We start from the raw sequence: 25,759 nt of genomic DNA, 5'->3' as shown, positions 1-25,759 counted from the left end.
ATGAAGGACGCGAACCTGATACAGCGTAAGAACGATCATCTGGATATTGTACTTAACCCGGTCGCCGGCGCCCGTAAAAGCCGGACTGGCTTTGAACGGTGGCGCTTTGAACACTGCGCGCTACCCGAACTGGATCTCGACGGCATCGATCTCCGCACCACGCTGTTTGGCCGCCCGCTACAGGCGCCGCTGCTGATCAGCTCCATGACCGGCGGCGCGGCGCGCGCCCGCGATATCAATCTTCATCTCGCCCGCGCCGCGCAGACGCTGGGCCTGGCGATGGGCGTTGGCTCGCAGCGCGTGGCGCTGGAGAGCGACGTCAGCTTTGGGCTGAGCGGCGAACTGCGCGCCATCGCGCCCGATATTCCCTTGTTGGCGAACCTGGGCGCGGCACAGATCCGTGGTCAGCGCGGGCTGGACTACGCCCGACGCGCGGTCGAAATGATTGAGGCGGATGCGCTGATCGTCCATCTTAATCCTCTGCAGGAAGCTTTACAGCACGGCGGCGACCGCGACTGGCGCGGCGTGCTGGATGCCGTCGCCATGCTGGTCGACAGGCTGGCGGTGCCGGTGGTGGTGAAAGAAGTGGGCGCGGGGATCTCGCCTGCGGTGGCGCATCGCCTGAGCGAAGCGGGCGTGGCGATGATCGATGTTGCGGGCGCGGGCGGCACCAGCTGGGCGGCCGTCGAGGCGCAAAGAGCCTTACAGCCTGAACACCGCGAAATGGCGATGGCCTTTGCCGACTGGGGCATTCCTACCGCCGAAGCGCTGCGGGATATTCATGCCGCGCTGCCGACGATGCCTTTAATCGCTTCCGGCGGTATCAATAACGGTATCGACGCGGCGAAGGCGCTGGCGCTGGGCGCCGATTTAGTCGGGCAGGCGGCGGCGGTGCTGGCCAGCGCCAACGCTTCGTTCGAGGCGACCGTCACCCATTTTCAAACGGTGATCGCCCAGCTCAGGATCGCCTGCTTCTGTACCGGCAGCGCCAGTCTGGCCGGGCTGCGCCAGGCGAAACTGCGCTATGACAGGAGCGAGGCATGAGCCATTACGCCGTCGTCGCGCCGCCGCTCTACAGCCACTGGCAGGCTTTGCAGGCGCTGGCGCTGGCGCTGATTAACCGCGGCCATCGCGTTACATTTATCCATCAGGCAGAAGCGGGCGACATGCTCGGCGATCCGCGCATCGCTTTTCAGGCGGTCGGCCAGCACTCTCATCCGCCGGGCAGCCTGGCGCGTACGCTGAAGCTGGCCGCTTCGCCCGCCGGTTTTTCGCTGTTCGCGCTGATCAAGGATATGTCGCGCGCCACCGATATGCTGTGCCGTGAACTGCCGCAGGCGTTAAAGCAGCTTGAGGTGGACGGCCTGATTGTCGATCAGATGGAGGCGGCTGGCGGACTGGTGGCGGAAGGTCTGGGACTGCCGTTCGTGTCGGTGGCCTGCGCGCTGCCGGTTAACCGCGAACGGGGCATTCCGCTGCCGGTGATGGCGTTCAGCTACGGCACCGATCATCGGGCGCAGAAACTCTTTCGCACCAGCCAGCGCGTTTACGACTGGATGATGCGCGGGCACGGTCGCGTCATCGCGGCTCACGCCCGTCGCTTCGGCCTTTCCGAGCGTTCTGGGCTGCATGAGTGTCTGTCGCCGCTGGCGCAGATCAGCCAGACCGTGCCCGCGCTGGATTTCCCACGGCACGCGCTGCCTGAACACTTTTACCAGGTCGGGCCGCTGCGGCCTTCCGTCACGGAACAGCGCTTTTGGCCGCTGATCTCCTCTCGGCCTTTCGTCTTCGCCTCGCTGGGCACGCTGCAGGGACACCGTTTCCGGTTGTTCAAAACCATCGCCCGCGCCTGTCGGCGCCTGCATGTGCAGCTGTTGATCGCGCACTGCGGCGGCCTGACCACTGAGCAGGAAGCGGAGCTGCAAGCCTGCGGCGCCGACTGGGTGACCGACTTCGCCGATCAGCCCAGCGTGCTGCAGCAGGCGCAGGCGGTCATCACGCACGGCGGGCTGAATACCGTAGCGGACGCGGTCAACAGTTCGACGCCGATTCTGGCGATCCCCATCGCCTTCGATCAGCCCGGCGTCGCTTCCCGCGTGGCGTGGAACGGTCTGGGACGGCGCGTTTCCCGCTTCGCCAGCAGCAGAACTATGGCGAAAAACCTCGCCGCGCTGCTGAAGGACGACCGCTATCGCATAAGAATGAAGGAAGCGCAGCGCCAGCTGCAGCAGGCGGGCGGCGCACAAAGAGCGGCGGATATTGTGGAACAGGTAATCGGGCCGCGTTCGGCCAGACGCGGAGCGACGGAATGAACAAATGGGATCTGATTTTAGTGGGCGGCGGGCTGGCCAACGGACTCATCGCCTGGCGTCTGCACCAGCAGCAGCCCGGACTCAGGGTGCTGATGCTGGAGGCGGGCGAGCGGGCCGGCGGTAATCATACCTGGTCTTTTCACGAGGATGACTTAACGCCGGCGCAGCATGAGTGGCTGCGTCCGCTGGTGGCGCATCGCTGGCAGGGCTACGAGGTGCGTTTTCCCCGCTATACCCGCACGCTGCCCAATGACTATCTCAGCGTGACCGCAGAAAGCTTCGCCGAGGCGCTGGAAACGGCGCTGGGCGATAATCTGCGCACCGGCTGCGAAGTCAGCGAGGTAACGCCGCAAAGCGTCACGCTGCGCAACGGCGACAGGCTGGATGCTGAAGCGGTTATCGACGGCCGCGGCTATCAGCCCAGCCCTTATCTGACGGTAGGGCTACAGGCTTTTTTAGGCCAGCAGTGGCGGCTGGCGGAGCCGCACGGGCTGACGCGGCCGATCCTGATGGACGCTACCGTGGATCAGCAACAGAGCTACCGCTTTGTCTACACGCTGCCGCTCTCGGCGGATACGTTACTGATCGAGGATACGCACTATCAGGACAGCGCGGCGCTGGACGGCGACGAAGCGCGCCAGCGCATTGCCGACTATGCGCGAGCGCAGGGCTGGCAGTTGCAGGAGCTGCAGCGCGAGGAGCAGGGCAGCTTGCCGATCACGCTGCAGGGGCAGCCAAAGGCTTTTCGGCAGCAGCAGGGCGATCGGCTGTGCAGCGGCCTGCGCGCCGGACTTTTCCACGCCACCACCGGCTATTCGCTGCCGCTGGCGGCGGCACTGGCGGATTTGATTGCCGAAAATGGCAGGCCCGAACGCGCCCGGCTGCATAAGCTGATTGCGCGGTTTGCCGCCCGACAATGGCGGCGCCAGCGCTTCTTTCGCGTTCTCAACCGCATGCTGTTCCTGGCCGGTCGCCCGGAGCGGCGATGGCAGGTGATGCAGCGCTTTTACCAGTTGGACGACGGCCTGATCGCCAGATTTTACGCCGGTCGCCTGACGCCTTTCGATATGGCACGGATTCTGACAGGCAAGCCCCCGGTACCGGTCGGCGAGGCGTTGCTGGCCGTGCTGAAAAAAACTCCCCGGCTGCGAGCTTTCTGATGAAAAAAACACTAGTGATTGGCGCCGGTATCGGCGGCCTGGCTTTGGCGATTCGACTACAGGCGGCAGGCGTGCCCGTGCTGCTGCTGGAGGCGCGCGATAAGCCAGGCGGCCGCGCCTATGTCTACCAGGACCAGGGGTTTACCTTTGACGCCGGGCCGACCGTGATTACAGATCCTTCGGCGATCGACGAGCTGTTCGCCCTGAGCGGACGGCGCACCGCGGAGTTTATCGACATGCTGCCGGTTACGCCTTTCTATCGCCTCTGCTGGGACTCGGGCGAAGTCATGGACTACGATAACGATCAGCAGCGGCTGGAAGAGCAGATCGCGCGCTTCAACCCGGACGACGTCGCGGGCTATCGCCGCTTTCACGCCTACTCGCGCGAGGTGTTTAAAGAGGGCTATCTCAAGCTCGGCAGCGTGCCTTTCCTCTCAGTCGGCGATATGGTGCGCGCCTCGCCGCAGCTGATCCGCCTGCAGGCCTGGAACAGCGTTTACAGCATGGTGGCGAAATTTATTAAAAATGAGCACCTGCGTCAGGCGTTCTCTTTTCACTCGCTGCTGGTCGGCGGCAATCCCTTCGCCGCCTCGTCCATCTATACGCTGATCCACGCGCTGGAGCGGCAGTGGGGCGTCTGGTTCGCGCGCGGCGGCACTGGCGCGATGGTGCAGGGACTGACTAACCTTTTCCGCGAGCTGGGCGGCGAAATCGAACTGAACACCCCGGTCAGCAAGCTGGAAACGGAAGGCGACCGTATCACCGCGGTGAAAACAGCCGATGGCCGCCGCATTGAAGTGGCCGCCGTCGCCTCCAACGCCGACGTGGTGCAAACCTACGACAAGCTGCTTGGTCACCATCCGCACGGCGCGGCGCAGGCGAAGGCGCTGAAGAAAAAGAGCATGAGCAACTCGCTGTTCGTGATCTACTTCGGCCTGAATAATCCGCACAGCCAATTGGCTCACCATACGGTTTGCTTCGGGCCGCGCTATAAAGAGCTGATTGAGGAAATTTTTCATCAGGACAAGCTGGCCGACGACTTTTCGCTCTATCTGCACTCTCCTTGCGTGACCGATCCCACGCTGGCGCCGCCGGGCTGCGGCAGCTTCTACGTGCTTGCGCCGGTGCCCAATTTAGGCACTGCCGATCTGGACTGGGAAGTGGAAGGGCCGCGCCTGCGCGATCGTATCTTCGCCTATCTGGAAGAGAACTATATGCCGGGTCTGCGCGAGCAGCTGGTGACACAGCGGATCTTCACGCCGTTCGATTTTCGCGACCAGCTTGGCGCGCACCTGGGTTCCGCTTTCTCGGTAGAGCCGCTGCTGACGCAGAGCGCCTGGTTCCGGCCGCATAACCGCGACAGCAAAATCGACAATCTCTACCTGGTTGGCGCGGGAACGCATCCCGGCGCGGGCATTCCTGGCGTTATCGCTTCCGCCAAAGTTACCGCCAGCCTGATGCTGGAGGAGCACTCACGATGAATGAAGCTTTACTCAGCCACGCCACGCAAACCATGGCCGTAGGATCGAAAAGCTTCGCCACCGCGGCGAAACTCTTCGATCCGGCAACCCGGCGCAGCGCGTTGATGCTCTATGCCTGGTGCCGCCACTGCGATGACGTTATTGACGATCAGCATTTGGGTTTCCAGACCGAGGCGGCGCAAAGCTCGCCGCTGCTGCGGCTGGAAACGCTGAAGGTATTAACGATCCGCGCCTGTTCCGGCGAGCCGATGAGCGATCCCGCTTTCGCCGCTTTTCAGGAAGTGGCGCTGGCCCATGCCATTCCGCAGCAGCAGGCTTTCGATCACCTGGAAGGGTACGCGATGGATGTGCGCGGCGATCTTTACCATAGCCTGGAGGAGACGCTGCGCTACTGCTATCACGTCGCGGGCGTGGTCGGGCTGATGATGGCGCGGGTGATGGGCGTGCGCGATGAAAGCGTGCTGGATCGCGCCTGCGATCTGGGGCTGGCTTTTCAGTTGACCAATATCGCCCGCGATATCGTGGAGGATGCGGCGAACAACCGCTGTTATCTGCCGCTCGACTGGCTGGCGGAAGAGGGGCTGACGCTGGAGAACTACGCGGAGCCGACCAGGCGCGCGCAGCTGGCGAAAGTGGCGCAGCGGCTGGTGGCGGCGGCCGAACCCTATTATGCGTCCGCGCAGGCCGGGCTGGCCGGTTTGCCGCTGCGCTCGGCCTGGGCCATCGCCACCGCGCGCGGCGTTTATCGGGAAATCGGCGTTAAGGTCGATCGCGCCGGCGGCGAAGCCTGGGATCGCCGTCAGGGCACCAGCAAGGCGGAAAAGCTGGCGCTGCTGGCGGGCGGCGGCGCTATGGCGCTGGCTTCTCGCGTGAAGCGGAACCCTCCGACTCGTTCTCCGGCGCTGTGGCAGCGTCCCCACGTCTGCGGCGACCGTGCCGCTGGCGCAGCGTAGCCTGCAGCTTTTCTACCGGCGGCGCGTAAAGGAAGCCGAAAGAGACACAGCCTTCCCGACCGCGCACCGCGTGATGCAGGCGATGCGCCATATAAAGACGCTTCAGATAGCCGCGGCGCGGCACGTAGCGGAAAGGCCAGCGCTGATGCACCAGGCCGTCGTGCACCATAAAATAGAGCAGGCCGTAGGCGGTCATGCCTGCGCCTATCCACTGCAGCGGCCAGTAGCCGATGCTGCCCAGGTAAATCAGCACGATTGAGAGCGCGGCGAAGACCACGGCGTAGAGATCGTTAACCTCGAACCAGCCCTTACGCGGTTCGTGGTGGGAAAGGTGCCAGCCCCAGCCCCAGCCATGCATAATATATTTGTGCGCAAGCGCCGCGATTATCTCCATCGCGGCGATAGTCGCCAGCACAATCAATGTGTTGTACAGCCACAGCATAATTCTTTCCTTCCCTTAACAAGTGGCTTAAGCGTAGTTCAGCGCTTTTACTCCTGCACGGCTTCTAACATCTTCACCATCGCGCGCAGGTTGGCGGAGCCGCCGCCTTTGCGCCACACCAGCCAGATCGCCAGCTCGCCCATGCCGTCCGCCAGCGGCCAGGCGCTGACGCTGTCCCGGCCGGGCATACTCTCCAGCATGCTTTTCGGGATCAGCGCCAGGCCGGCGCCCGCGCTGACGCAGGCGAGAATGCCGTGATAGGACTCCATTTCAAAAATCTTGCCCGGCGAAGCGTTATCGCGGGCGAACCAGTTTTCGAACAGGCGACGATAGGAGCAGTTGGCGCGGAAGGCGTAGATCGTCGAGCCGGAGATTTCGCGCGCGCTGGCGACCGGCGGATGATTGAGCGAGGAGATCAGCACCATCTCCTCATTGAAAACGGCAACACCTTCCAGCTGCGGATGCTTCGGCGGCCCGTCGACAAAAATCGCGCTGAATTCGCCCGCCAGCAGGCCGTCGGTCATATCGCCGGACGGCCCGGTGGAGAGATCCAGCTCCACTTCCGGCCAGGTCTGATGATAGCGGGCGATCAGCGGCGGCAGACGCACGGCGGCGGTGCTTTCAATGGCGCCGAGCGTAAAGACGCCTGCCGGATGCTGGCTGGAAACCTGCACGCGCGCCTCCTCGGTCAGCGCCAGAATGCGCTGGGCGTAGTCAAGCAGCGTACGGCCCGCATCGGTGATGTGCAGGCGCAGCTTCTCGCGGCTGAACAGCTCAATCCCCAGCTCTTCCTCCAGCTGGCGCAGGCGGGTAGAGATATTGGAGGGAACACGATGCAGCCTGCTGGCCGCCGCCGTCACGCTGCCTTCTTCCGCGATAGCGCGGAACACTTCCAGCTGGGTTAAATCCATCATCATTCTCATTTTGAGCAGGATATTTTCATTATTATTCATTTTTCAGAAATGGTTCACAAGGCTATGCTGAACTCAACATCGCAACCGGCAAAAAAAGCCGACAGGAGAATTCAATGACCACAGCCATGCAATCGGGCGCCGTGTCCCGCAATCCTTTTACCGGCGAAATCATTCGCCAGACGCCTTTCGCTACTGCCGCCGAAGTGGAAACCGCGCTGGAGCAGACGCAGGGCGCTTTCCGCAACTGGCGTCATACCGACGTGGCGGAACGCAGCCAGCTGCTGCGCAATATGGCGGCCAGCCTGCGCAAGCACAGCCGTGCGCTGGCGGAAATGATGACCGACGAGATGGGCAAGCCGATTACCCAGAGCCTGGCGGAAGTGGAAAAATGCGCGCGCCTGTGCGAATGGTACGCGGAGCAGGGCCCAACGATTCTGGCGCCGGAAGCCACGCTGGTGGAGAACGAAAAAGCGCACGTCAACTATCTGCCGATCGGCCTGATCCTGGCCGTTATGCCGTGGAACTTCCCGGTATGGCAGGTTCTGCGCGGCGCGGTGCCGATTATCATGGCGGGCAACAGCTACCTGCTGAAACCGGCGCCGAGCATCATGGGCAGCGCGCTGCTGCTGCAGTCGGTGCTGGCGGAAGCGGGCGTGCAGGAAGGGCTGTTCGGCGTGATTAACGCCGATAACGACGCCGTCGCCGCTATTATCAAAGATCCGCGTATCGCAGCGGTGACGCTGACCGGCAGCGTGCGGGCTGGCGCGGCGATCGCGGCGCTGGCTGGCGCCGCGGTGAAGAAAAGCGTGCTGGAACTGGGCGGTTCCGACGCCTTTATCGTGCTGGCGGATGCCGATATCGATGCGGCGGTGAAAGGCGCCGTAGCGGGCCGCTTTATGAACGGCGGCCAGGTTTGCATGGCGGCGAAGCGCATTATCGTCGAAGAGGCCGTGTTCGCTGAATTCCGCGATAAGTTCGTGGCGGCGGTGAAAGAGATGGTGGTGGGCGATCCCCGCGATGAAGCGACCTATATCGGCCCGATGGCGCGTTACGATCTGCGCGACGAGCTGGATTCTCAGGTGCAGGCGACTATCGCCGAGGGCGCGGAGTGTCTGCTGGGCGGCCACGTTATGCAGGGCGAAGGCAACTTCTATGCGCCGACCGTGCTGAGCAATGTAAAACCCGGCATGACCAGCTTTAAGCAGGAGCTGTTTGGCCCGGTCGCCTCGCTGATCGTCGCGAAAGACGCCGACGACGCCATCGCGCTGGCTAACGATTCCGAATTCGGCCTGGGCGGCAGCCTGTGGAGCCGCGATGTAGCCAAAGCCCGCAAACTGGCCGCGAAAGTGGAAACCGGCGGTATGTTTATCAATACGCCGAGCTTCTCCGATCCGCGCGTGCCGATTGGCGGCGTTAAGCAGAGCGGTTACGGACGCGAGCTTTCCCACTTCGGCATCCGCGAGTTCACCAACGCGCAGACCGTTTGGGCGGAATCCTGATCCGCGCCCGGCCAGCCGTTTGATTTTACTGCGCTTTGCCGCTTTTAAGCCACTGCTCAACCCCTTCCGCCGGAAGGGGTTTACTGCAGAAATAGCCCTGAATTTCATCGCAGCCGAAGCTGCGCAGCATCAGCAGCGTCTCCTCATCCTCCACGCCCTCCGCCAGCACGGTGTAGTTCAGCTCCTTCAGCATAGTGATCACATGACGCGCGATGGTCTGGCTGCCGCAGTCGCCCGCCAGCGGCGCAATCAGCGACCTGTCCAGCTTGATGATGTCCATCGGGATGCGCTTTAAGTAGTTAAGATTGCTGTAGCCGGAGCCGAAATCGTCCAGCGCCAGCGTGAAGCCGCGCAGCCGTAGCTGATTCAGCCCGCGCATCGCCTCCGCGCTCTCCAGCACCTTTTCCGTTTCCAGACACTCAATACGCAGCAGATCGCTGGAGAGGCCCGCGCGCAGCAGCATTCTTTCCAGCCAGTCGGCGAAGCCTTCGCGCGCCAGATCGCTGACGCTGACGTTTACCGACACCGGTAAATCGATGCCTTTAGCGCGCCACAGTTTGAGCTGCGCCAGCACGCTGACGATCACCCAGTCGGTAACGCCGGCCATCAGGTTCGTGTGCTCTACCAGCGGCAAAAACTGCATTGGCGGCAGATTGCCCAGGCGGGGATGCTGCCAGCGCAGCAGCGCCTCCATACCGACCGGCAGTCCGCTGTGCAGCGAAATCTGCGGCTGATAAACCAGGTAGAGTCCGCCTTCGTTGCGCAGCGCTTCCGCCAGGTCGTGCAGCAGCAGAAAGTCCATTTTGCGGCGGTTGTCGCTTTCCACATCGTAAGCGGCAAAAGGCAGCTTTTGGCCGACCGCCTCGTGCAGTGCGCTGACGCCGCGTCGCAGCACCTCGACCGGCGGACAAAGCGCGGGCGTGAAGGTAACTTCGCCAAGATGAATATCCAAATCTATCGCGATCTCTTCGCCAATGCGTGCGCGCACCTGGCCAAGCTTGTCGCTAAGCTGCTTCGGCCAGCCTGGCTGTTTGTCAGCGGAGAGCAGGGCAAAGCGGCCTTTCGACACGGTATAAAGCCTGTCGTTATCCCGAAGCTTTAAGCGCGTGCGCAGCAGTTCCGCAATGTTTTGCAGCAGCGTTTCCAGCGCCAGCATGCCGAGCGAACGGGCGATCTCATAGGCGCGTGGCATATCAATACAGTCGATCAGCACCAGGCTGTGCGGCGTCAGCTCGCCCTTGTCTTCCAGCTTTTCCAGATCCCGGATCAGGCGCTGACGGTTAGGCAATAAAGTGACAATGTCACGCAGGCTGGTGTGATACCAGGCGTCCAGCCACGCGGTCATGATCTCCGCCAGCAGTTCCAGCAGCTTGACTTTTTCCTGGCTGAAAATATGCGGCTGCACGTCCGCCACGCAGAGGGTGCCGACGATAGCGCCGTCGCGCATTTTCAGCGGCGCGCCCGCATAGAAACGAATAAAGGGCGAATCCTGAATAAGGGGATGAGCGTGAAAACGTTCATCCAGATGGGTATCAGGACAGACCATCACCTGGCCGCTGGCCAGGGTATGCCGACAGAGTACGTCTTCCAGCGAGCTTTGCCGCAGCGAAAAATTTTGTGCCGCCTTAATATATTGCTGATGCTCGTTCATGATCGACACGAAACTGCCCGGAATGCCCAGCAGCTCGCTGGTCAGCCGGGTGAATTTACTGAGAATTTCATCCCGGCCCGCGTCGTCCGCTGTGAGCATTTCCAGCGCGAGCTGGTATCGGGTTTCGCCTGGAGTAATCGGCATAACTGGTGTTCCTGAAACGTAAATGGATGAATAGCGCTTTTCAGGCCAGGCTTAAGGCCCGATCGCGTAAAAGCGGCTTGTTATTCTTATCTGACTCTGGTGATGCTATGACCGATGCTCAAATCCCGCCGCAGGAACGTATCGTCCTCTACGATGGCGTCTGCAAACTTTGCAACGGCTGGGTAAATTTCCTGCTGCGCTATGACAAAAATCGTAGCGTGCGCCTGGCTGCCGTGCAGACCGATAAAGGCAAGGCGCTGCTGAAAGCCGCCGGCATGTCGCCGGACGAGATCAATACCATCGTCCTGCTCGATCGCGGCCAGGTCTATCTGCGCGCCGATGCCATTTTCCGGGTGATGCTGGGGCTGCCCTGGCCGTGGCGAGCGCTCTCCGTCCTGCGCTTCTGTCCAAAATTCATCAGCGACCGCTGCTACAATCTGATTGCGCAAAACCGTTATCGGCTGTTTGGCCGATTTAATGAGCGACAAAATCCGCCGCCGGACTATCCGGGACGATTTATCGACCGGGAATAGCTTTAGTGGATTTTTACCGCGCTTCAGCTTATACAGGAAAATCAGCCCAGTAGCCGTGGAGACAACAGGTGTCCGTAACGCTAAATAAATTTCAACAACCGGTTGGCGAGCCGCTGCCGAACTGGACGCCGCGCTCTTATCCGGAACGGGTGACGCTGACGGGCCGCTTCTGCCAGCTGGTGCCGCTGGAGAGTGCTCGCCACTACGAAGATTTGCTGGCAGCCTGGGGCAGCGCCGCAGATGGCCGTGACTGGACCTATATGTTTTCCGGGCCGTTTTCCGCTTCGGAGCTGCGCGACTATCTCGCTCAGGCCGAAGCCAGTCGCGATCCGCTGCATTTTGCCGTTATCGATCTGCGAAGCGGCCGCGCGGTAGGCACGCTGGCGCTGATGCGTATCGAACCTGCGCACGGCGTAATGGAAGTGGGCCACGTCGCTTTTTCCCCGGCGCTGAAGCGCACGCCGCTCTCTACCGAAAGCCATTTCCTGCTGATGCGCTACGCCTTTGAGCAGCTGGGCTATCGGCGCTATGAGTGGAAGTGCGACAGCCTGAACGCCCCTTCGCGCAAGGCAGCCGAGCGGCTGGGTTTCCAGTATGAAGGGCTGTTCCGTCAGGCCATCGTCTATAAAGGCCGCAGTCGCGACACCGCCTGGTTTTCCGTGATCGACAGCGAATGGCCTCTGCTGCATCGCACATTTGAGCGCTGGCTGGACGCCAGCAATTTTGATGAAAAAGGAGAGCAGCGGCAATCGCTGACCGCGCTGCGTCAGCAGGCTGGCTGAGATGATGTAACCCGGTTTGCCGCCCGGGCAGGGTGTGGCAAGCCGGGCCGTCGCACAGCCCTTATGTTATTTTTCTTCACATTATCAAACAAGAAGTCACTAACTTTACTAACCTTTTACAGTCTGCGTCGCCGCATCGCTTTCAGGCCGCGCGCGTTTCCCCTGTATAAGGAGCCGGTACATGACTTCCCAGGCAACATCCCGCCACTCGACCTTCGCGGTGGCCCTCTATGCGCTGTTTCATCCCGTTCCGCTCGGTTTCTTTGTCGGCGGCTGGATTTTCGACATCATCTATATCTACAGCACTGAAATTCTCTGGACGCGCGCCGCAAGCTGGCTGATCGCCATCGGCCTGGTCATCGCTATCATTCCGCGCCTGATCAACCTGGTGCAGGTCTGGATCGGGGCTTCTTATCCGCAGGGCTCAGCGGTGAAAGTGCATTTCTGGGCTTATCTGCTGGCGATCGTGCTGGAAATCTTCAACGCCTTCATCCACAGCCGCGACGCTTTTGCCGTGGTGCCCGCGGGCGTTATTCTCTCCACCCTGGCGGTGGTTCTGATGCTGTTCGCCAACGTGCAGCTCGCCGTGCGCGATCGCGCCGCTTAAGGAGGAGTCATGAAAAGTTCAACCACGCTCTCGCTGCTGGCCGTTGCTGTGTCGCTGCTGCTCGCCGGCTGTGACGACGGCGCTAAAATCGATCCCGTAAAGCAAACCGGCCCCAATCCGGAACTGCCCGCAGCCAAAAACTTCCTGGTGCCGCCGATGCAGGTGCCGAGCGGCACGCCGTGGAAAGAGGGCGAAAAGCCCAAAGTGGCCGAAGGTCTGAAAATCGAGAAGGTGGCGGATGGCCTGCTGCATCCGCGTCAGCTTTATACGCTGCCGAATGGCGACGTGCTGGTGGTCGAGGCCAGCGGCCCGAAAGCGCCGGTTAGCCAGCCGAAACAGCTGATCACCGGCCTCGTCAAAAATGCCTCCGGTAAAGGCGGGCCAGGCGGCAACCGCATCACGCTGCTGCGCAGCAGCGACGATGGCAAAACCTGGCAGAAATATCCTTTCCTGGAAAATCTGCGCTCGCCGTTTGGCGTACAGCTGGTGGGCGATACGCTCTATGTCGCCAACGCCGACTCGCTGATGAAATATCGCTACGAAAGCGGCGCGACTAAAATTACCGATCCCGGCACCGAGCTGACCGAGCTGCCTGGCGGGCCGATTAACCATCACTGGACGAAGGCGCTGCTGGCCAGCCAGGACGGCAGCAAGCTTTATGTCGGCGTCGGCTCCAACAGTAATATTACGGAAAACGGCATTGGCGCCGAGTATCGCCGCGCCGCGATCCTGGAGGTTGACGCCGCGACCGGCGCCAGCCGCATCTACGCCAGCGGACTGCGCAACCCAACCGGTATGCAGTGGGAGCCGCAAACCGGCAAGCTCTGGGCCATCGTCAACGAGCGCGACGAAATCGGCGCCGATCTGGTGCCGGACTATATGACCACGGTGCAGGAAGGCGGCTTTTACGGCTGGCCCTACAGCTACTATGGCCAGCATGTGGATGAGCGCGCCCAGCCGCAGCGAGCGGATCTGGTGAAAAAGGCGATTAAGCCTGACTACGCGCTCAGCTCGCACGTTGCGCCGCTGGGGCTGTGGTTTTATACCGGTACGAATCTGCCTGAGAAGTATCGCGGCGGCGCTTTTGTCAGCGAGCACGGTAGCTGGAACCGCAAGCCGCTGAACGGCTATCAGGTGGTCTGGGTCGCCTTCCGCGATGGCGTACCGCAGGGAAATCCTGAACCTGTGGTCACCGGCTTTCTGACCGACGATCAGGAATCGGTGCGCGGTTTGCCGGTCGGTCTGACCATGGACAAGCAGGGCGGTCTGATGATTGCGGACGATGCCGGCAACGTGGTCTGGCGCGTTACCAGCGCCACGACGCCTTAACCAACAGCAATAACAGCGAGCCGCCCGGCGTTCTGCCCGGCGGCTTTTTTATTGCCTGCGCTGGCGAGGCCGAGCGGATAATTTGTGCTGATAAGCGCGCCGTTGGTGAAAAATCCGCTTGCGGTCAAGATATATCATAGATATATTTTCTCCTGCTATTGAGAATTGTTATTGTTTACGGGCCAGTACCCGTCAGGAGAGCTATTTTGACTGAAAGAACGGGCCGCGCTCCCCGTCGCGTAAGAAATGAACTGCGTTTTCGGCCGGTGGAAGTGATAGCGAAAACCTTTATCGCCAACAGCTTTTACCGCATTGAGTTTGGCGGCGAGGCGCTGGCCGGCTTCACTTCGCCAGGCTTTGACGACCATATCAAAGTTTTTTTCCCGGACCCGGCCACGGGCGAGCTTTATCTGCCGCAGGTGACGGAAGAGGGCATCGTCTGGCCGAACGGTATTCGTCCGCTGGCGCGCGACTATACGCCGCTGCTTTTTAACGCGGAAAAAAATCGTCTGACGCTGGATTTCTATCGGCACGAATCGGGCGTGGCCAGCGACTGGGCCGCCACGGCGCATCCCGGCGACCGGCTGGCTATTGGCGGCCCGCGCGGCTCGCTGATCGTGCCGGAAGATTACGCCTTCCAGCTCTATGTCTGCGATGAAACGGGTTTGCCCGCCTTTAAACGCCGTCAGGCCGCGCTGGGCGACAGGCCGGTTAAACTCTACGCCTTTGTCGATGAAGCGAAAGGCCGGCCCTATTTGGGCAATCTGCCAGGCGTGGAGATCCACTGGCTGGGCAGCGGAAAAATGCAGGCGGACACCGCATCGCTAATCGCTGAACTGGATAATCTCGCGCTGCCGCCGCAGGACTATTTTATCTGGCTGACGGGCGAAGGCGCGGCGGTAAAACAGCTTAGCGACTACTTTGAAAAGCGCGGCTGCGACGCCGACTTTGTGCGCGCGGTAGCGTACTGGCACCAGAAGTAGGCTGGTTGTAATTTCGGGGAGGCTCACTTACTATCGCTTCCCCTACAGTAAGGCTCGGGCAGGCGATGAAACCACAGCACAGTTCTCAACATGACTTCTCCGGCGGCCGCCGAAAGCGGCGCGAAAAAATGCTGGACGCCAGCGATATTCGCCTGCTGATGCTGCACTTTATCTCGCAGGGCGCCGCGCACGGCTATGAGCTGATCAAGTCGATTGAAGAGCTTTCCAAAGGGGAATACAGCCCTAGTCCGGGCATTATCTATCCCAACCTGACGCTGCTTGAAGAGATTGCGTGCATTGAGTCACGCGACCCGCAGGCGGCGCGCAAAGCCTATAGCCTGACCGCAGAAGGCGAACGCCAGCTGCAGCAGGGCCAGGCGGCTCTGGAGCTTATCGTCAGCCGGCTCGGCTCGATGGCGATCCTCGTCAACAACCGCAGCATTCCCGAGGTGGAACGGGCCATCAACAATATGCGTATGGCGTTGAATATGCGCCTTTCCCAGGCCGATCTTCCCGCACAAACCCTCCACGACATTATCGACGCGCTGGACGAAGCCGCGCGTAAAATCGAACGTAGCTAAGCATCCGCGTTTGGGCATTAGCACAGAAAGCCGTTTTTTTTGCTAATGTTACCGGTAACTATGCCGATAGTCCTCACTTCTGAAACAATAATCAGGTGTGGCTATGTCCGTATTTTCCCGAATCAAAACCTCCTCGTTTTTGCTCAGCACCATTATCGCCTTCGGCGCGCTTCAGCTTGTCGCCGGGATACTTTTTCTCAGCGCGCTCGGCCACAATAAAGAGAGCTTCGAAACCGCTTCGACGGCCAGCGATCAGGTGACCTCGCTGACCAACGCCTGGTATGAACTCAATGCCGCGCGTGCGGACGTCAACCGCGTGCTGATTTGGCTGCAAAAAGAGGGGCCGACCAGCAGCGTCGTGGGCGGCATGGTCGCGCACGGCAAAGAGCAGCTGGCGCTGGCCGATCGCGATTTCAAAAACTACCAGAACGGGCCCGTCATTCCCGGCCTCGATCCTGCGCTTAACAGCCGGCTGGCGCAAAGCTATCAGATCTATGCCGGACAGCTTAACGAGCTGATGGCGATCGCCGCGCAGCGCGATATGCCGGGCCTGTTCACTATCAACGTGGCCAATAACCAGAAGATCATGCAGGGCGATTACGATCGCTGGCGTGCCGCCGTGAGTCAGCTGTCGAAAACCACTTCCGCCGAAAGCAAGCAGGTGTTCACGCAGATGCTGTGGCTGATGGGCGCTATTTTGCTGGCGGTACTGGGCGCGGTAGTGATTAGCTGGTCGGTGATCAAACGCGTGCTGATCCAGCCGCTGGCTCGCGCGCTGGGGCATATTAACGCTATCGAACAGGGCGACCTGACGGAACAGATTGCCGTTGACCCGCGCGCGCGCAATGAGATGGGCCATCTGCTTTCCGGCCTGGCGGTGATGCAGCAGTCGCTGGTGAAAACCGTCGGCAACGTGCGCAGCGGCGCGGATACCATTTTAACCGGCGTCAGCGAAATCGCGGCGGGCAATAACGATCTCTCTTCCCGCACCGAAGAGCAGGCGGCTTCGCTGGAGCAGACTGCCGCCAGCATGGAGCAGATCACCGCCACGGTGAAGCAGAACGCGGACAACTCGCTGCAGGCAGCGAAACTGGCGCTTTCCGCCGCTCAAACGGCAGAGAAGGGCGGCGCGATTGTTGATGGTGTGATCAAAAGCATCTTTGGGCTACAGGAGAGCTCGAAGAAAATCGCGGAAATTACCGGCGTGATTGAAAGTATCGCTTTCCAGACCAACATCCTGGCGCTGAACGCGGCGGTGGAAGCCGCCCGCGCGGGCGAAAACGGGCGCGGTTTCGCCGTGGTGGCCGGAGAGGTGCGTAACCTCGCGCAGCGCAGCGCGGTGGCCGCGAAGGATATTAACGCGCTGATTGCAGAATCCTCTGCCCGCGTGGAAAAGGGCTCGCGGCTGGCCGGTCAGGCAGAAGAGTCGATGAGCGGTATCCTTAACTCGGTACAGCAGGTGCGCGATATCATGGATGAGATCTCCTCCGCTTCGGAAGAGCAGAGCCGCGGCATCAGCCAGGTTGGCATCGCGGTATCGGAACTGGATCAGGTCACGCAGCAGAACGCCGCGCTGGTGGAGCAGTCTTCCTCGGCGGCCTCGTCGCTGGAAGAGCAGGCGGCTCGCCTGAACGAGGCGGTGGCGGTGTTCCGTCTCACCGGCCGCAGAGAAGCGCTCAGTCTGCCAGTCGCAAAGGCGAAGGCGCCGAGACTGGCGGCATCGGGCGGCCCGTCCGATAACTGGGAAGCTTTCTGATACTTTAAGGCGCGAGCGGTGCTGACCCCAGGCGCGGCTGGTTTTCGCTGTAGCGCACGGCTTCGATAAATTTCGCGAAGGCGGAAGTGTGCTGGCGGCGGCTGGGGTAGTAGAGGAAGTAGCCGGGAAAAGGCGCGCACCACTCTTCCAGCGCCAGCTCTAACTGACCCGCCTGTACCGCTTCCACCACGGTATCCTCTGGCACCATCGCCAGCCCCAAACCTGCGATGGCGGCTTTGATGCGCGCCTGCAGGTTATTCAGCGTCAGCTGGCCTTCCACCCTGACGCGAATTTCTCGCTGCGCTTTCTCAAACTCCCACGCGTAAAGACCGCCCATCGTCGGCAGGCGCATATTGATACAGTTGTGCTGCTGCAGATCCTGCGGCGTGGCGGGCCTGCCGTGGCGAGCGAAATAGGCGGGCGAACCTACCACCACCATGCGCCAGTCGGGGCTAATCCTTACCGCAATCATATCCTTCGCAACCTGTTCGCCCAGGCGCACGCCCGCGTCGAAACGGCCGCTGACGATATCTGCCAGCGAATTGTCGGTAAATATCTCGAGATTGACTTCCGGCCATGCCCGTAAGAACGGTTCAACGGCGGGCCACAGCGCAAAGCTCAGCGCATGTTCGCTGACGTTAAGGCGAATATTGCCGGACGGCCTGTCGCGCAGTTCCCGCAGGGCGTTGAGTTCGTTTTCAATCTCTTCCAGATGCGGGCCGATGGTTTTAATCAGGTGCTCGCCTGCTTCGGTTGGCGCGACGCTGCGCGTGGTACGGGTCAGCAAGCGCAGCTGTAAGCGCTCCTCCAGACCGCGGATGGCGTGGCTGAGCGCCGACTGCGACACGCCCAGCCTGGCGGCTGCTTTGGTAAAGCTTCTCTCACGGGCAATCACCATCAGTGAGATAAGATCGTTAAAATTGTCTTTAAGCATGGTTATCTCAGGGTGAAAAGTTCAGGGCGAGTTTAGCCTGATGAGGCTGGCGACGCGACCATCCGCAACAAATTTTATAGTAAATCAACAGGCTGGCACGTGATGACCGTGCTGGCTGCGGCAGGACAAAACAGCGGCCAGGCAAAATAACGTTCCGGGACTTTTTGTTGGTATTTGGCTGTTACTGGCATTTAATTTCCGAAAATCTGAAACTGAATAGGTCTCCCCTCTTATCGGACGTTTCTTATTCAGGCAGCCGTATTTTTAAACTCCTTTTCTCCTTAAAGAACAAATCCGGATTAATTGCAGGAAAATACAGAAATATCTGACTGAGGAAATCGCCAGGCGCTATTGCGCGCCAGCAAGAGTGGCGGCGTGCGGAACAGATATTATACGGCAGCAAAAGTCATGACGATTAATAGCCCTCTAGCCGATGAAAAAAGTGGCCAGTGCGGTTTTGCCAGGAAAAGAGGATTTAATTAGCTGCCATAATACTTTGATGGCGAAATCCGCATGTATTTAACTTTTTGTTTACTTTATTCTCATTCATTCTGGCCTTATTACTGGCTGACAGCCAGCGAAGAGAAGAACAGCTCGTCGCTTGGTAAGCGGCAACACTCCCGACCAGACGGGTAGCGAATGGCTAAGGATTGGGCGTAATGTAAGATTATATTTCTAAAGGTTTCTTTTGATGTGCGTTTTTTGTGGCCAATTTTAACTAAACCATAACAAAGCGGTGGCGGTAAAATTTAACCAAAAATTAACTATTGCCGCATCGCGACCGCCTCTGCGCGCCGAACGCGCTTCTGCCAGTTATGATATTAAGAATATGTCTGTATTTACTTGCCGCAGGCAATGTGGTGGAGTACCGGGGCGTCATGGAATCAATACCAGGGCAAATATGAATTCTAATAACATTACTCAGTGCAGTTAGCATTATTTTCTATGAGGTGGCGGTATGAGAGTCGGCGTATCTAACGATAACTACCCGGAGAAACGGACGATAATTGTTGATGCTGACGTGGAATATGTGAACTTCAAAAACAAGAACATCTATTCTTATATTAACCTTGTTAACATGAAGTTTCTCAAAAAAGACAAGATTTTCCTGTTTCGTCCTTTGGGAGGCGTGCAGAAAAAAAAGATTGATGTCTTTCACGTTTTCAATGAGATAGCGATCACCGACCGTAAATGGGTGGCGACGTTCGAAACCGAGCTGCCGCGCATTCTGCCGCCTAAAAACGGCACCAAAGAGGACAATCGCGCTAAGCTACGGCAGCTTTCATCTGCACTGACCGCCAATAACTGTTTAGCGCTGATTGCGCTTTCCGGCGCGGCCTACCAGATGGAGATGAAGCTGTTTAACGACAGCCCGGAGCTGTCGCGCGTGCTGCGCGACAAGATGGTGGTGATGCATCCGCCGCAAAAGCTCTACATGACCGAACGGCCAGCGCGCAACGCCGCTGATCCGGTTCATTTTGTTTTTGTTGGCAAAGACTTTTATCGCAAGGGCGGTGGCGAAATCGTCAAGGCGTTCGGCGAACTGCTGGCGGAGAAAAAAATTCAGCCTGAGCAGATCAAAGTGACCCTGGTTGGCGACCTTACCAAAACCGGCAACTACGCCTTCGGCGAGTTTCAGGACGATCCCGCTTTCGCTCGTGAAACGGAGGCGACAATCGCGCGCTATGCTCTTTTTGAACATCACAGCGCTATGCCTAACGACAAAGTGATGCTGCTGATGCAGAAAGCGGATGTCGGCATGCTGCCAACCTGGGCTGAAACCTATGGATTTTCAGTGCTGGAAATGCAGTCCTGCGGCTGCCCGGTTATCACCACCAACGTGCGGGCGCTGCCGGAGATCAATCCGCAGGAGGCTGGCTGGCTGATTAGCCATCCGCTAAACGACGACTGCGATTTCAGCATAACCTCGCAGCAGGATCGCGATACCCTGCGCAGGAATACTGTTGATTGTATGAAAGCGATTATTGAAGATATCGTTCGTTCTCCTGAGCAGATCCACGACAAGGCCAACGCTTCCATCGCCAGAATCAGAACTGAACATAACGTCGAAGCCTACCAGGCGAAATTACGCCAGCTTTATAGCAAATAAAGCCGCTGGCAGAGAGAGCCGGAAGCGCATCAGGCTTCCGGCTTTTTTCAATGGCGAAAGCCAGCGCTCTCCCTGTCCGATAAAATCTGAAAATAGCTTTTCCCTTTCATTCACGCGGCGCAGCACTGTGCCCGATCCGCGCGCATAATCGACATAATCCTTCCGCCGCTGAATTATCACCTAAAATACATAAATTAAATGGTATTTTCTTTCTGCAAAGTTTTGGTTAATTTTATGTTGTTAAATTGTAATTCGATAACGACCTTTCCCTGGCATTAATTCGAGAGACGAAAATGATAAAACTAACGGGTATCGTTATAGCGATTATTGGTATCGCTATGCTTTACATGGGTGGAAAACTCCTGCTGTTGGGCGGTTCGCCATTCTATGTCGTCATGGCGATTGGCCTGCTGATTACGGCTGTGGCGCTGTTTAAAAATAAAAAAATCGCGCTGTCGATTTATGCGATTTTAATGTGGCTGGTGGTCGGCTGGACGCTTTATGAGGTGGGCTTTGATAAATGGCAGTGGATCCCGCGCGGCGATATTATTGGCCTGATCGGCGTCTGGCTGGCGCTGCCGTGGATCGTGCGTCCGCTGTCAAAAGCGCATAATCCGGCCAAACCGGCAGGCTTTCATCCTTTTCTGGGTACGACGGTCATTGTCATTATCGCTCTGGTGATCGGCCTGGCGTTCTATGACCCTTATCCGCAGGAAGGCAATCTGACCAGCAAGCGCAACCCGGTGGATACCGCCGTGGCCGGCAACGACTGGACAGCCTATGGCGGCACCAGCAACGGTCTGCGCTTCTCCAGTCTGAAGCAGATTACCAAAGACAACGTCAGCAACCTGGAAGTGGCCTGGACCTATCATACCGGCGACCTGCGCACCGAGAAGGACGCAACGGAGTACACGTTTGAAGCCACGCCGCTGAAGGTAAACAATACCGTCTATTTCTGTACGCCGCATAACGAGGTTCACGCGCTGAATCCCGAAACCGGCGAGCTGAAGTGGAAATATCAGCCGACGAAAGATCGTTCTTATCTGCAGCAGCACCAGACCTGCCGCGGCGTCAGCTACTATGCGCCGGAAGGTCAGTCTTCGCCTTCCACGGATGCTGCAGCGCCCGCGCTGTGCCGCAAACGTATTTTCAACGCAACCACCGACGCTAAGCTGATTGCGCTGGATGCGGACAACGGCAAGCCGTGCGCCGACTTTGGCGAAAACGGCATTGTCGATCTGCGCGCGAATATGGGCAATATCCGTCCACATGCGCTGATGCAGACCGCCGCGCCGCTGGTCGCGGGCAATCTGGTGATCGTAGGCGGTTCGGTAATGGACAACGGCTACGACAGCGGCAATCCGTCGGGCGTTATCCGCGCTTACGATGCCGTTAGCGGCCGTCTGGTCTGGAACTTCGATCCGGCCAACCCACAGCAGACGCAGCCGCTGTCGGCGGGCCAGACTTATCCGCAGGATACGCCTGTCGCCTGGGCTACGCTGAGCGCCGATGTGAAAAACGGCCTGGTGTATGTGCCTTTTGGCAATGCTTCTCCGGACGAGCTGAGCGCTCGTCGCGATGCCAACAGCAATACCGAGAAGTTTCGCGATACGCTGGTGGCGCTGGATTTGAAAACCGGCGCGTTTAAATGGCGCTTCCAGTCCTCTAAAAACGACCTCTGGGATCGTGATAATCCTTCCCAGCCGTCGCTGCTGGATATCGATTATCAGGGTAGCCGTCAGCCGGTGGTGATCCTGCCGACCAAAACCGGCAACCTGTTCGTGCTGAATCGTCTGACCGGCCAGGCTGTCTATCCGATTAACCAGGTCGAGGTTTCCACCAAAGGCGGCGTGCCGGGGGAGAAGTTTTCGCCAACCCAACCGGTTTCAGCGCTGAACTTTATTCCTGACCCGCTGCAAGAGAAGTCGATGTGGGGGCTGACGCCGTTCGATCAGATGGCCTGTCGTATCGAATTCAAATCTATGCGTTACGATGGCAATCCGTGGACGCCTTCCACCGAAGCGGGGACGATTGTTTTCCCTGGCAATATCGGCGTCTTTAACTGGGGCTCGGTGGCGGTCGATCCTGAGCGTCAGATCCTGGTTGCCTCTCCGGTGCGCCTGGCCTACAAATACAATCTGATCAAGCGTACGCCGGATACGGAGAACAAGCGCCTGTTCACCAAAGAGGGTACGCCGTACTGGAATGAAAACTTTGAAGGCGACTACGCTATCCATATCCAGCAGTTCGCTTCCGGCCTGGGCATTCCCTGCATCGCGCCGCCGTGGGGCCGTATGGTGGGTGTTGACCTGACTACAGGTAAAACCGAGTGGCTGCGCCGCGTGGGCACCACTAAAAACCTGAAAACCACCTTTCTGCCGGGCCGCTTCCCGATTGGCTTCCCGATGGGCATGGTGGCACACGGCGGCCCGCTGACCACGGCGGGCGATCTGGTGTTCCACGGCGCGACTGCGGATAACTTCTTCCGCGCTTACGATATCAACACCGGTAAACTGCTGTGGCAAACCGAACTGCCGGCAGGCGGTCAGGCGACGCCAGCCACCTATATGGGCGCTGATAACAAGCAGTATGTGATTATCGCCGCAGGCGGTCACGGTTCGCTGGGCACCAAAGCAGGGGACAGCGTTATCGCCTGGCGCCTGAAGTAAATTCGCTTAACGAAGTAAAATGCACGGACGGCAGGAAGCCGTCCGTTATCTTTTGTGCGGGCGTGCTTCAGGACTCACTTTTGCCCGGGCGCGGGCTCAGACAAAAATCCACTTTGCAATAGTCAGGCACATACCGGCAACCGTAAACATACAGGCCGTCAGCCATTTGGTCTGCATGGTTATCGCCTTATAAACCTCAACCCGCAGCATATGCAAATCCTCTCGCGACGCCAGCGTATCCACGCGCGTGCTAAGCTCGATCAGGCTTTTCTGCGTGGCAAAGGCTTCGTATCGCACCGCCAGTTCACGAAGGTCGCTTTTGGTGGCAAAGGTTTCTGCTCGTTCGGTTAACACCTCCAAATCGGTTTTGGTTGCGAAAGTTTCAGCCCGTTCGGTGAGCGCCTGGAGATCGCTTTTGTTCGCGAAAGTTTCAGCCCGCTCGGTGAGCACCTGGAGATCGCTTTTGGTCGCGAATGTTTCTGCCCGCTCGGTTAACACCTGCAGATCGCTGCGGATTGCGGTGGTTTCGGCTTTTGAGGCGAGTCCGCTGATATCACTTTTGGTGGCAAAAGTCTCTGCCCGCTCGGTGAGCACCTGCAGATCGGTTTTGGTCGCGAAAGTTTCAGCCCGTTCGGTTAACACCTGCAGATCGCTTCTGATAGCGAAAGCTTCGTTTCGCGTCGCCAGGTCGGCGATATCATTTTTAGTGGCGAAGGTGCCTGCTCGTTCCGTCAACACTTCGACATGGCCTCTTGTCGCCCAGGTTTCCGCCTGCGCGGCCAGCTCGCCGAACTCGCTTTTGGTCACAAAAGTCTCGGCTCGTGCGGTCAGTACCGCCAGATCCAGTTTTATCTGGCGGGTATCCTTTTCCAGCTGGTCAAAGTGGTTAAGCTGCCTGCTCATTTTCTCTGTTCTCCCTTCCCGATCTTTTTCTCTGTTCTCCCTTCCCGATCTTGATAAGAACGGATAGTCGCCAGCGTTTTCGCCATTTCAGGCGTGGGCGGCGATTCCTTTTCTGCGGCGCCAAACATAACGGACTCCTTTTCATCTTTTCGTCGGCACTTTAGCGCGCGGTCAAAAGTAGTGAAAAGGTGTTTTTTATCCGATGCGGATTTTATCATCGGTTATCAGAGCTGGCTCGAATTTTTATCGACGATCCTATGAAATTTACATTTTATTCAGAAGCGGATTCGCAATTTCATGCGGCAGTAAAGGAAGGGGGAATAAAAGGCGAAAACGGATCGCTTTCGCCTGTGGAATAATACTTACTTCTTTGGGTTAGTTTAAACCTTAACGGTGTTCAACATATAATCTGCCAGCCTCAGGCTAAGCGCGGCGCCGGTCAGCGTAGGGTTCATACAGGACGCGGAAGGCATAACGCTGGTGCCGGCAATAAAAAGGTTGGGATGGTCGTGGCTCTGGCACTCTTTATTAACCACGGAGCTGGCAGGGTCGTCGCCCATAATAGTGGTGCCCATAATATGCTGGCGATCCTGATAGCCGGTATCTATTTCTGATATATCCGCATTCAAAAGTCGGGCGAAATTATTAAAGTCTTTCAGACCCTGTTCTTTTCCTGCGTGCCAGTAATCAGTAACGCTGTAATAAATTTCCGGCACGGGAATGCCTATCGCATCCTTTTTGCTCTTACTGGGTACAATACGATTTTCCGCCAGCGGCAGCGTTTCGAAGTCAATAGCAAAATTCAGCGAGCGAGCCGACAGCCTTTTTAACTCTTCGTCCAGTTTCGAACCCAGCACGCCTTTTTTAATCAGCGAGGCGGCATAGTCCGCCGTAGGCACGGTGTTACGGACTTTAATCTTGTAGCTGGGGAAATCCTTGCGGAATGCGCCGTCGCGGTTATTAAGGTAAACCAGCAGCTCGGTTGGCCCCTGACCAGGCCAAACATCTTCCTTCATCATCACGTTCATGCTGATGCCGGTATGGCCCATCAGATTACGCCCAACCTGATCGGAACTGTTGGCGATGCCGTTGGGATAACGTTCCGAAGCGGACATCAGCAGCAGTTTAGGGGATTCGATACCGTAGGCGGCCAGCACAAAATAGCTGGCGGTCAGGTGATGATTGCTGCCGTCGGGACGGCGATACCAGACGCCGCTGATGTTGCCTTGCTCGTCCGCCTCTATTTTATACACCACGGAATTATCCAGTAGCCTGGCGCCGTGGCGCTCGGCCTCGTCAATATGCATAGAACCATCATATTTCGCGGCGATAGGGCAAACCGGATTGCAATTATTGTTGCCCGCGCAGACCGGGCGCTGGCCATAGGGACGAGTAGCCCGACCGTTAGGCTCCATTACCGGATGATAGCCGCCTTCGCCCAACAGCGTCGACAGGCGCTTAAACAGATAGCTCGGCTCCAGACCCTTCATCGGGAAAGGCGTGGAGCGCGGCGGCCAGGCCTCGCCGCCATGACCGCTCTCATCCTGACCGTCCATGCCCGACACGCCCAGCTCGCGCTCCGCTTCGCCGTACCAGGGTTCCAGATCCTGATAGGTCACAGGCCAGTCGCGGCCGCGGCCATACAGGCTTTGCAGCTTAAAATCGTTAGGGATCATGCGCCACAGCGCGGAGCCGAAGTGCCATGTCGTGCCGCCGACCACGCGCAGGTATTTGGTAGGGTATTTGACCGGCCCGGTCTGCTGCAGGTATTCGCCATAGGTAGAGGGCACGTGAGGCAAATCGGGATAGGGCGAGCCGACGCCCTGTAATTTCATATTGGTCAGCGACATCTTAAAGGGTGAGTTGCGAAAGCGTTCGACAATCTCCTGACGCTTAACGCGCGGGCCGGCCTCAAGGATAATCACCGATTTTCCCGCCTTCGCCAGCTGCGTCGCCACCAGGCCGCCCATCACGCCAGAGCCGATGACAATCACATCGGCATCGATATTGTTCATT

Annotated in this window: 22 protein-coding genes; 15 read left to right on the top strand and 7 right to left on the bottom strand. The window is 58.8% G+C overall.

Annotated elements, in window-relative coordinates:
• Genes fni through crtB form a run of 5 tightly spaced genes read left to right on the top strand, consistent with a single transcriptional unit; the run spans position 1 to position 5,906 of the window.
• Positions 1 to 1,044 carry a type 2 isopentenyl-diphosphate Delta-isomerase gene (gene fni / locus MKZ79_RS05200; protein ID WP_336140552.1) on the top strand — a complete coding sequence of 348 codons (1,044 nt, stop codon included), beginning with the start codon at positions 1 to 3 and terminating at the stop codon, positions 1,042 to 1,044.
• A complete protein-coding gene (locus tag MKZ79_RS05195; protein ID WP_336140551.1) occupies positions 1,041 to 2,312 on the top strand; it encodes a glycosyltransferase in 1,272 nt (423 codons plus the stop codon). The genes fni and MKZ79_RS05195 overlap by 4 nt, the downstream gene beginning before the upstream one ends.
• Positions 2,309 to 3,472, top strand: coding sequence for a lycopene beta-cyclase CrtY (crtY, locus tag MKZ79_RS05190; RefSeq protein WP_336140550.1), 1,164 nt, complete (start codon positions 2,309 to 2,311; stop codon positions 3,470 to 3,472). The genes MKZ79_RS05195 and crtY overlap by 4 nt, the downstream gene beginning before the upstream one ends.
• Entirely contained in the window at positions 3,472 to 4,953 is a 1,482-nt protein-coding gene (locus MKZ79_RS05185) for a phytoene desaturase (RefSeq protein WP_336140548.1), read from the top strand. Before crtY ends, MKZ79_RS05185 begins: the two co-directional genes overlap by 1 nt.
• Entirely contained in the window at positions 4,950 to 5,906 is a 957-nt protein-coding gene (gene crtB / locus MKZ79_RS05180) for a 15-cis-phytoene synthase CrtB (protein WP_336140546.1), read from the top strand. Before MKZ79_RS05185 ends, crtB begins: the two co-directional genes overlap by 4 nt.
• Here the strand turns inward: crtB and MKZ79_RS05175 are convergent.
• Together MKZ79_RS05175 and ptrR are read right to left on the bottom strand one after the other, a co-directional pair.
• Positions 5,803 to 6,348 (bottom strand): sterol desaturase family protein, encoded by a 546-nt coding sequence (locus MKZ79_RS05175; protein ID WP_336140545.1) that lies wholly within the window; start codon positions 6,346 to 6,348, stop codon positions 5,803 to 5,805. The two genes, crtB and MKZ79_RS05175, sit on opposite strands and share 104 nt — an antisense overlap.
• A gap of 47 nt (positions 6,349 to 6,395) precedes the next feature.
• Positions 6,396 to 7,259 carry a putrescine utilization regulator PtrR gene (gene ptrR, locus MKZ79_RS05170; protein WP_336140543.1) on the bottom strand — a complete coding sequence of 288 codons (864 nt, stop codon included), beginning with the start codon at positions 7,257 to 7,259 and terminating at the stop codon, positions 6,396 to 6,398.
• Between the two features lie 116 nt (positions 7,260 to 7,375).
• On the opposite strand from ptrR, the gene MKZ79_RS05165 reads away from it, so the two are divergent.
• Positions 7,376 to 8,761, top strand: coding sequence for an NAD-dependent succinate-semialdehyde dehydrogenase (locus MKZ79_RS05165; protein ID WP_336140542.1), 1,386 nt, complete (start codon positions 7,376 to 7,378; stop codon positions 8,759 to 8,761).
• A gap of 25 nt (positions 8,762 to 8,786) precedes the next feature.
• Here the strand turns inward: MKZ79_RS05165 and MKZ79_RS05160 are convergent, their stop codons facing one another.
• Positions 8,787 to 10,556, bottom strand: a complete 1,770-nt coding sequence (locus tag MKZ79_RS05160; protein WP_336140540.1) for a sensor domain-containing diguanylate cyclase — start codon at positions 10,554 to 10,556, stop codon at positions 8,787 to 8,789.
• A gap of 107 nt (positions 10,557 to 10,663) precedes the next feature.
• Here MKZ79_RS05160 and MKZ79_RS05155 point away from each other — a divergent pair, with 107 nt between their 5' ends.
• The 7 genes from MKZ79_RS05155 to MKZ79_RS05125 all read left to right on the top strand — a co-directional run bounded on the left by MKZ79_RS05155 (position 10,664) and on the right by MKZ79_RS05125 (position 17,127).
• Complete coding sequence (locus tag MKZ79_RS05155) at positions 10,664 to 11,089, top strand: thiol-disulfide oxidoreductase DCC family protein (protein WP_336140539.1); 426 nt, start codon at positions 10,664 to 10,666, stop codon at positions 11,087 to 11,089.
• A 68-nt stretch (positions 11,090 to 11,157) separates the two neighbouring features.
• Positions 11,158 to 11,871, top strand: coding sequence for a GNAT family N-acetyltransferase (locus tag MKZ79_RS05150; protein WP_336140538.1), 714 nt, complete (start codon positions 11,158 to 11,160; stop codon positions 11,869 to 11,871).
• A 181-nt stretch (positions 11,872 to 12,052) separates the two neighbouring features.
• Entirely contained in the window at positions 12,053 to 12,478 is a 426-nt protein-coding gene (locus tag MKZ79_RS05145; RefSeq protein WP_336140536.1) for a DUF2231 domain-containing protein, read from the top strand.
• 9 nt (positions 12,479 to 12,487) lie between these two features.
• Positions 12,488 to 13,807, top strand: a complete 1,320-nt coding sequence (locus tag MKZ79_RS05140; protein ID WP_336140535.1) for a PQQ-dependent sugar dehydrogenase — start codon at positions 12,488 to 12,490, stop codon at positions 13,805 to 13,807.
• Positions 13,808 to 14,010: 203 nt separating this feature from the next.
• The gene (locus MKZ79_RS05135) at positions 14,011 to 14,790 is read left to right on the top strand and encodes a siderophore-interacting protein (RefSeq protein WP_336141349.1); all 780 of its coding nucleotides are present in this window, start codon (positions 14,011 to 14,013) and stop codon (positions 14,788 to 14,790) included.
• A gap of 65 nt (positions 14,791 to 14,855) precedes the next feature.
• The gene (locus MKZ79_RS05130) at positions 14,856 to 15,371 is read left to right on the top strand and encodes a PadR family transcriptional regulator (RefSeq protein WP_336140533.1); all 516 of its coding nucleotides are present in this window, start codon (positions 14,856 to 14,858) and stop codon (positions 15,369 to 15,371) included.
• 103 nt (positions 15,372 to 15,474) lie between these two features.
• Positions 15,475 to 17,127, top strand: a complete 1,653-nt coding sequence (locus MKZ79_RS05125; protein WP_336140532.1) for a methyl-accepting chemotaxis protein — start codon at positions 15,475 to 15,477, stop codon at positions 17,125 to 17,127.
• Between the two features lie 4 nt (positions 17,128 to 17,131).
• Here the strand turns inward: MKZ79_RS05125 and MKZ79_RS05120 are convergent, their stop codons facing one another.
• On the bottom strand, positions 17,132 to 18,061 hold the full coding sequence (locus MKZ79_RS05120; protein WP_336140530.1) for a LysR family transcriptional regulator: 930 nt from the start codon (positions 18,059 to 18,061) through the stop codon (positions 17,132 to 17,134).
• A gap of 958 nt (positions 18,062 to 19,019) precedes the next feature.
• Between MKZ79_RS05120 and MKZ79_RS05115 the strand changes: the two genes are divergently transcribed.
• A complete protein-coding gene (locus tag MKZ79_RS05115; RefSeq protein ID WP_336140529.1) occupies positions 19,020 to 20,171 on the top strand; it encodes a glycosyltransferase family 4 protein in 1,152 nt (383 codons plus the stop codon).
• 293 nt (positions 20,172 to 20,464) lie between these two features.
• Entirely contained in the window at positions 20,465 to 22,840 is a 2,376-nt protein-coding gene (locus tag MKZ79_RS05110) for a membrane-bound PQQ-dependent dehydrogenase, glucose/quinate/shikimate family (protein ID WP_336140528.1), read from the top strand.
• A gap of 96 nt (positions 22,841 to 22,936) precedes the next feature.
• Here MKZ79_RS05110 and MKZ79_RS05105 read toward each other — a convergent pair whose 3' ends face one another.
• The 3 genes from MKZ79_RS05105 to MKZ79_RS05095 form a co-directional block, all read right to left on the bottom strand.
• Positions 22,937 to 23,743, bottom strand: coding sequence for a hypothetical protein (locus MKZ79_RS05105; RefSeq protein ID WP_336140525.1), 807 nt, complete (start codon positions 23,741 to 23,743; stop codon positions 22,937 to 22,939).
• A complete protein-coding gene (locus MKZ79_RS05100; RefSeq protein ID WP_336140523.1) occupies positions 23,740 to 23,871 on the bottom strand; it encodes a hypothetical protein in 132 nt (43 codons plus the stop codon). The genes MKZ79_RS05105 and MKZ79_RS05100 overlap by 4 nt, the downstream gene beginning before the upstream one ends.
• Before the next feature lie 252 nt (positions 23,872 to 24,123).
• A complete protein-coding gene (locus tag MKZ79_RS05095; RefSeq protein ID WP_336140522.1) occupies positions 24,124 to 25,758 on the bottom strand; it encodes a GMC family oxidoreductase in 1,635 nt (544 codons plus the stop codon).
• Position 25,759: the final 1 nt, after the last annotated feature.

Source organism: Erwinia sp. CGal63 (genome assembly GCF_037026505.1).
Classification (GTDB): domain Bacteria; phylum Pseudomonadota; class Gammaproteobacteria; order Enterobacterales; family Enterobacteriaceae; genus Erwinia.
Note: the sequence above shows the minus strand (reverse complement) of the source record. Positions and strands in the feature narration are given on the sequence as shown.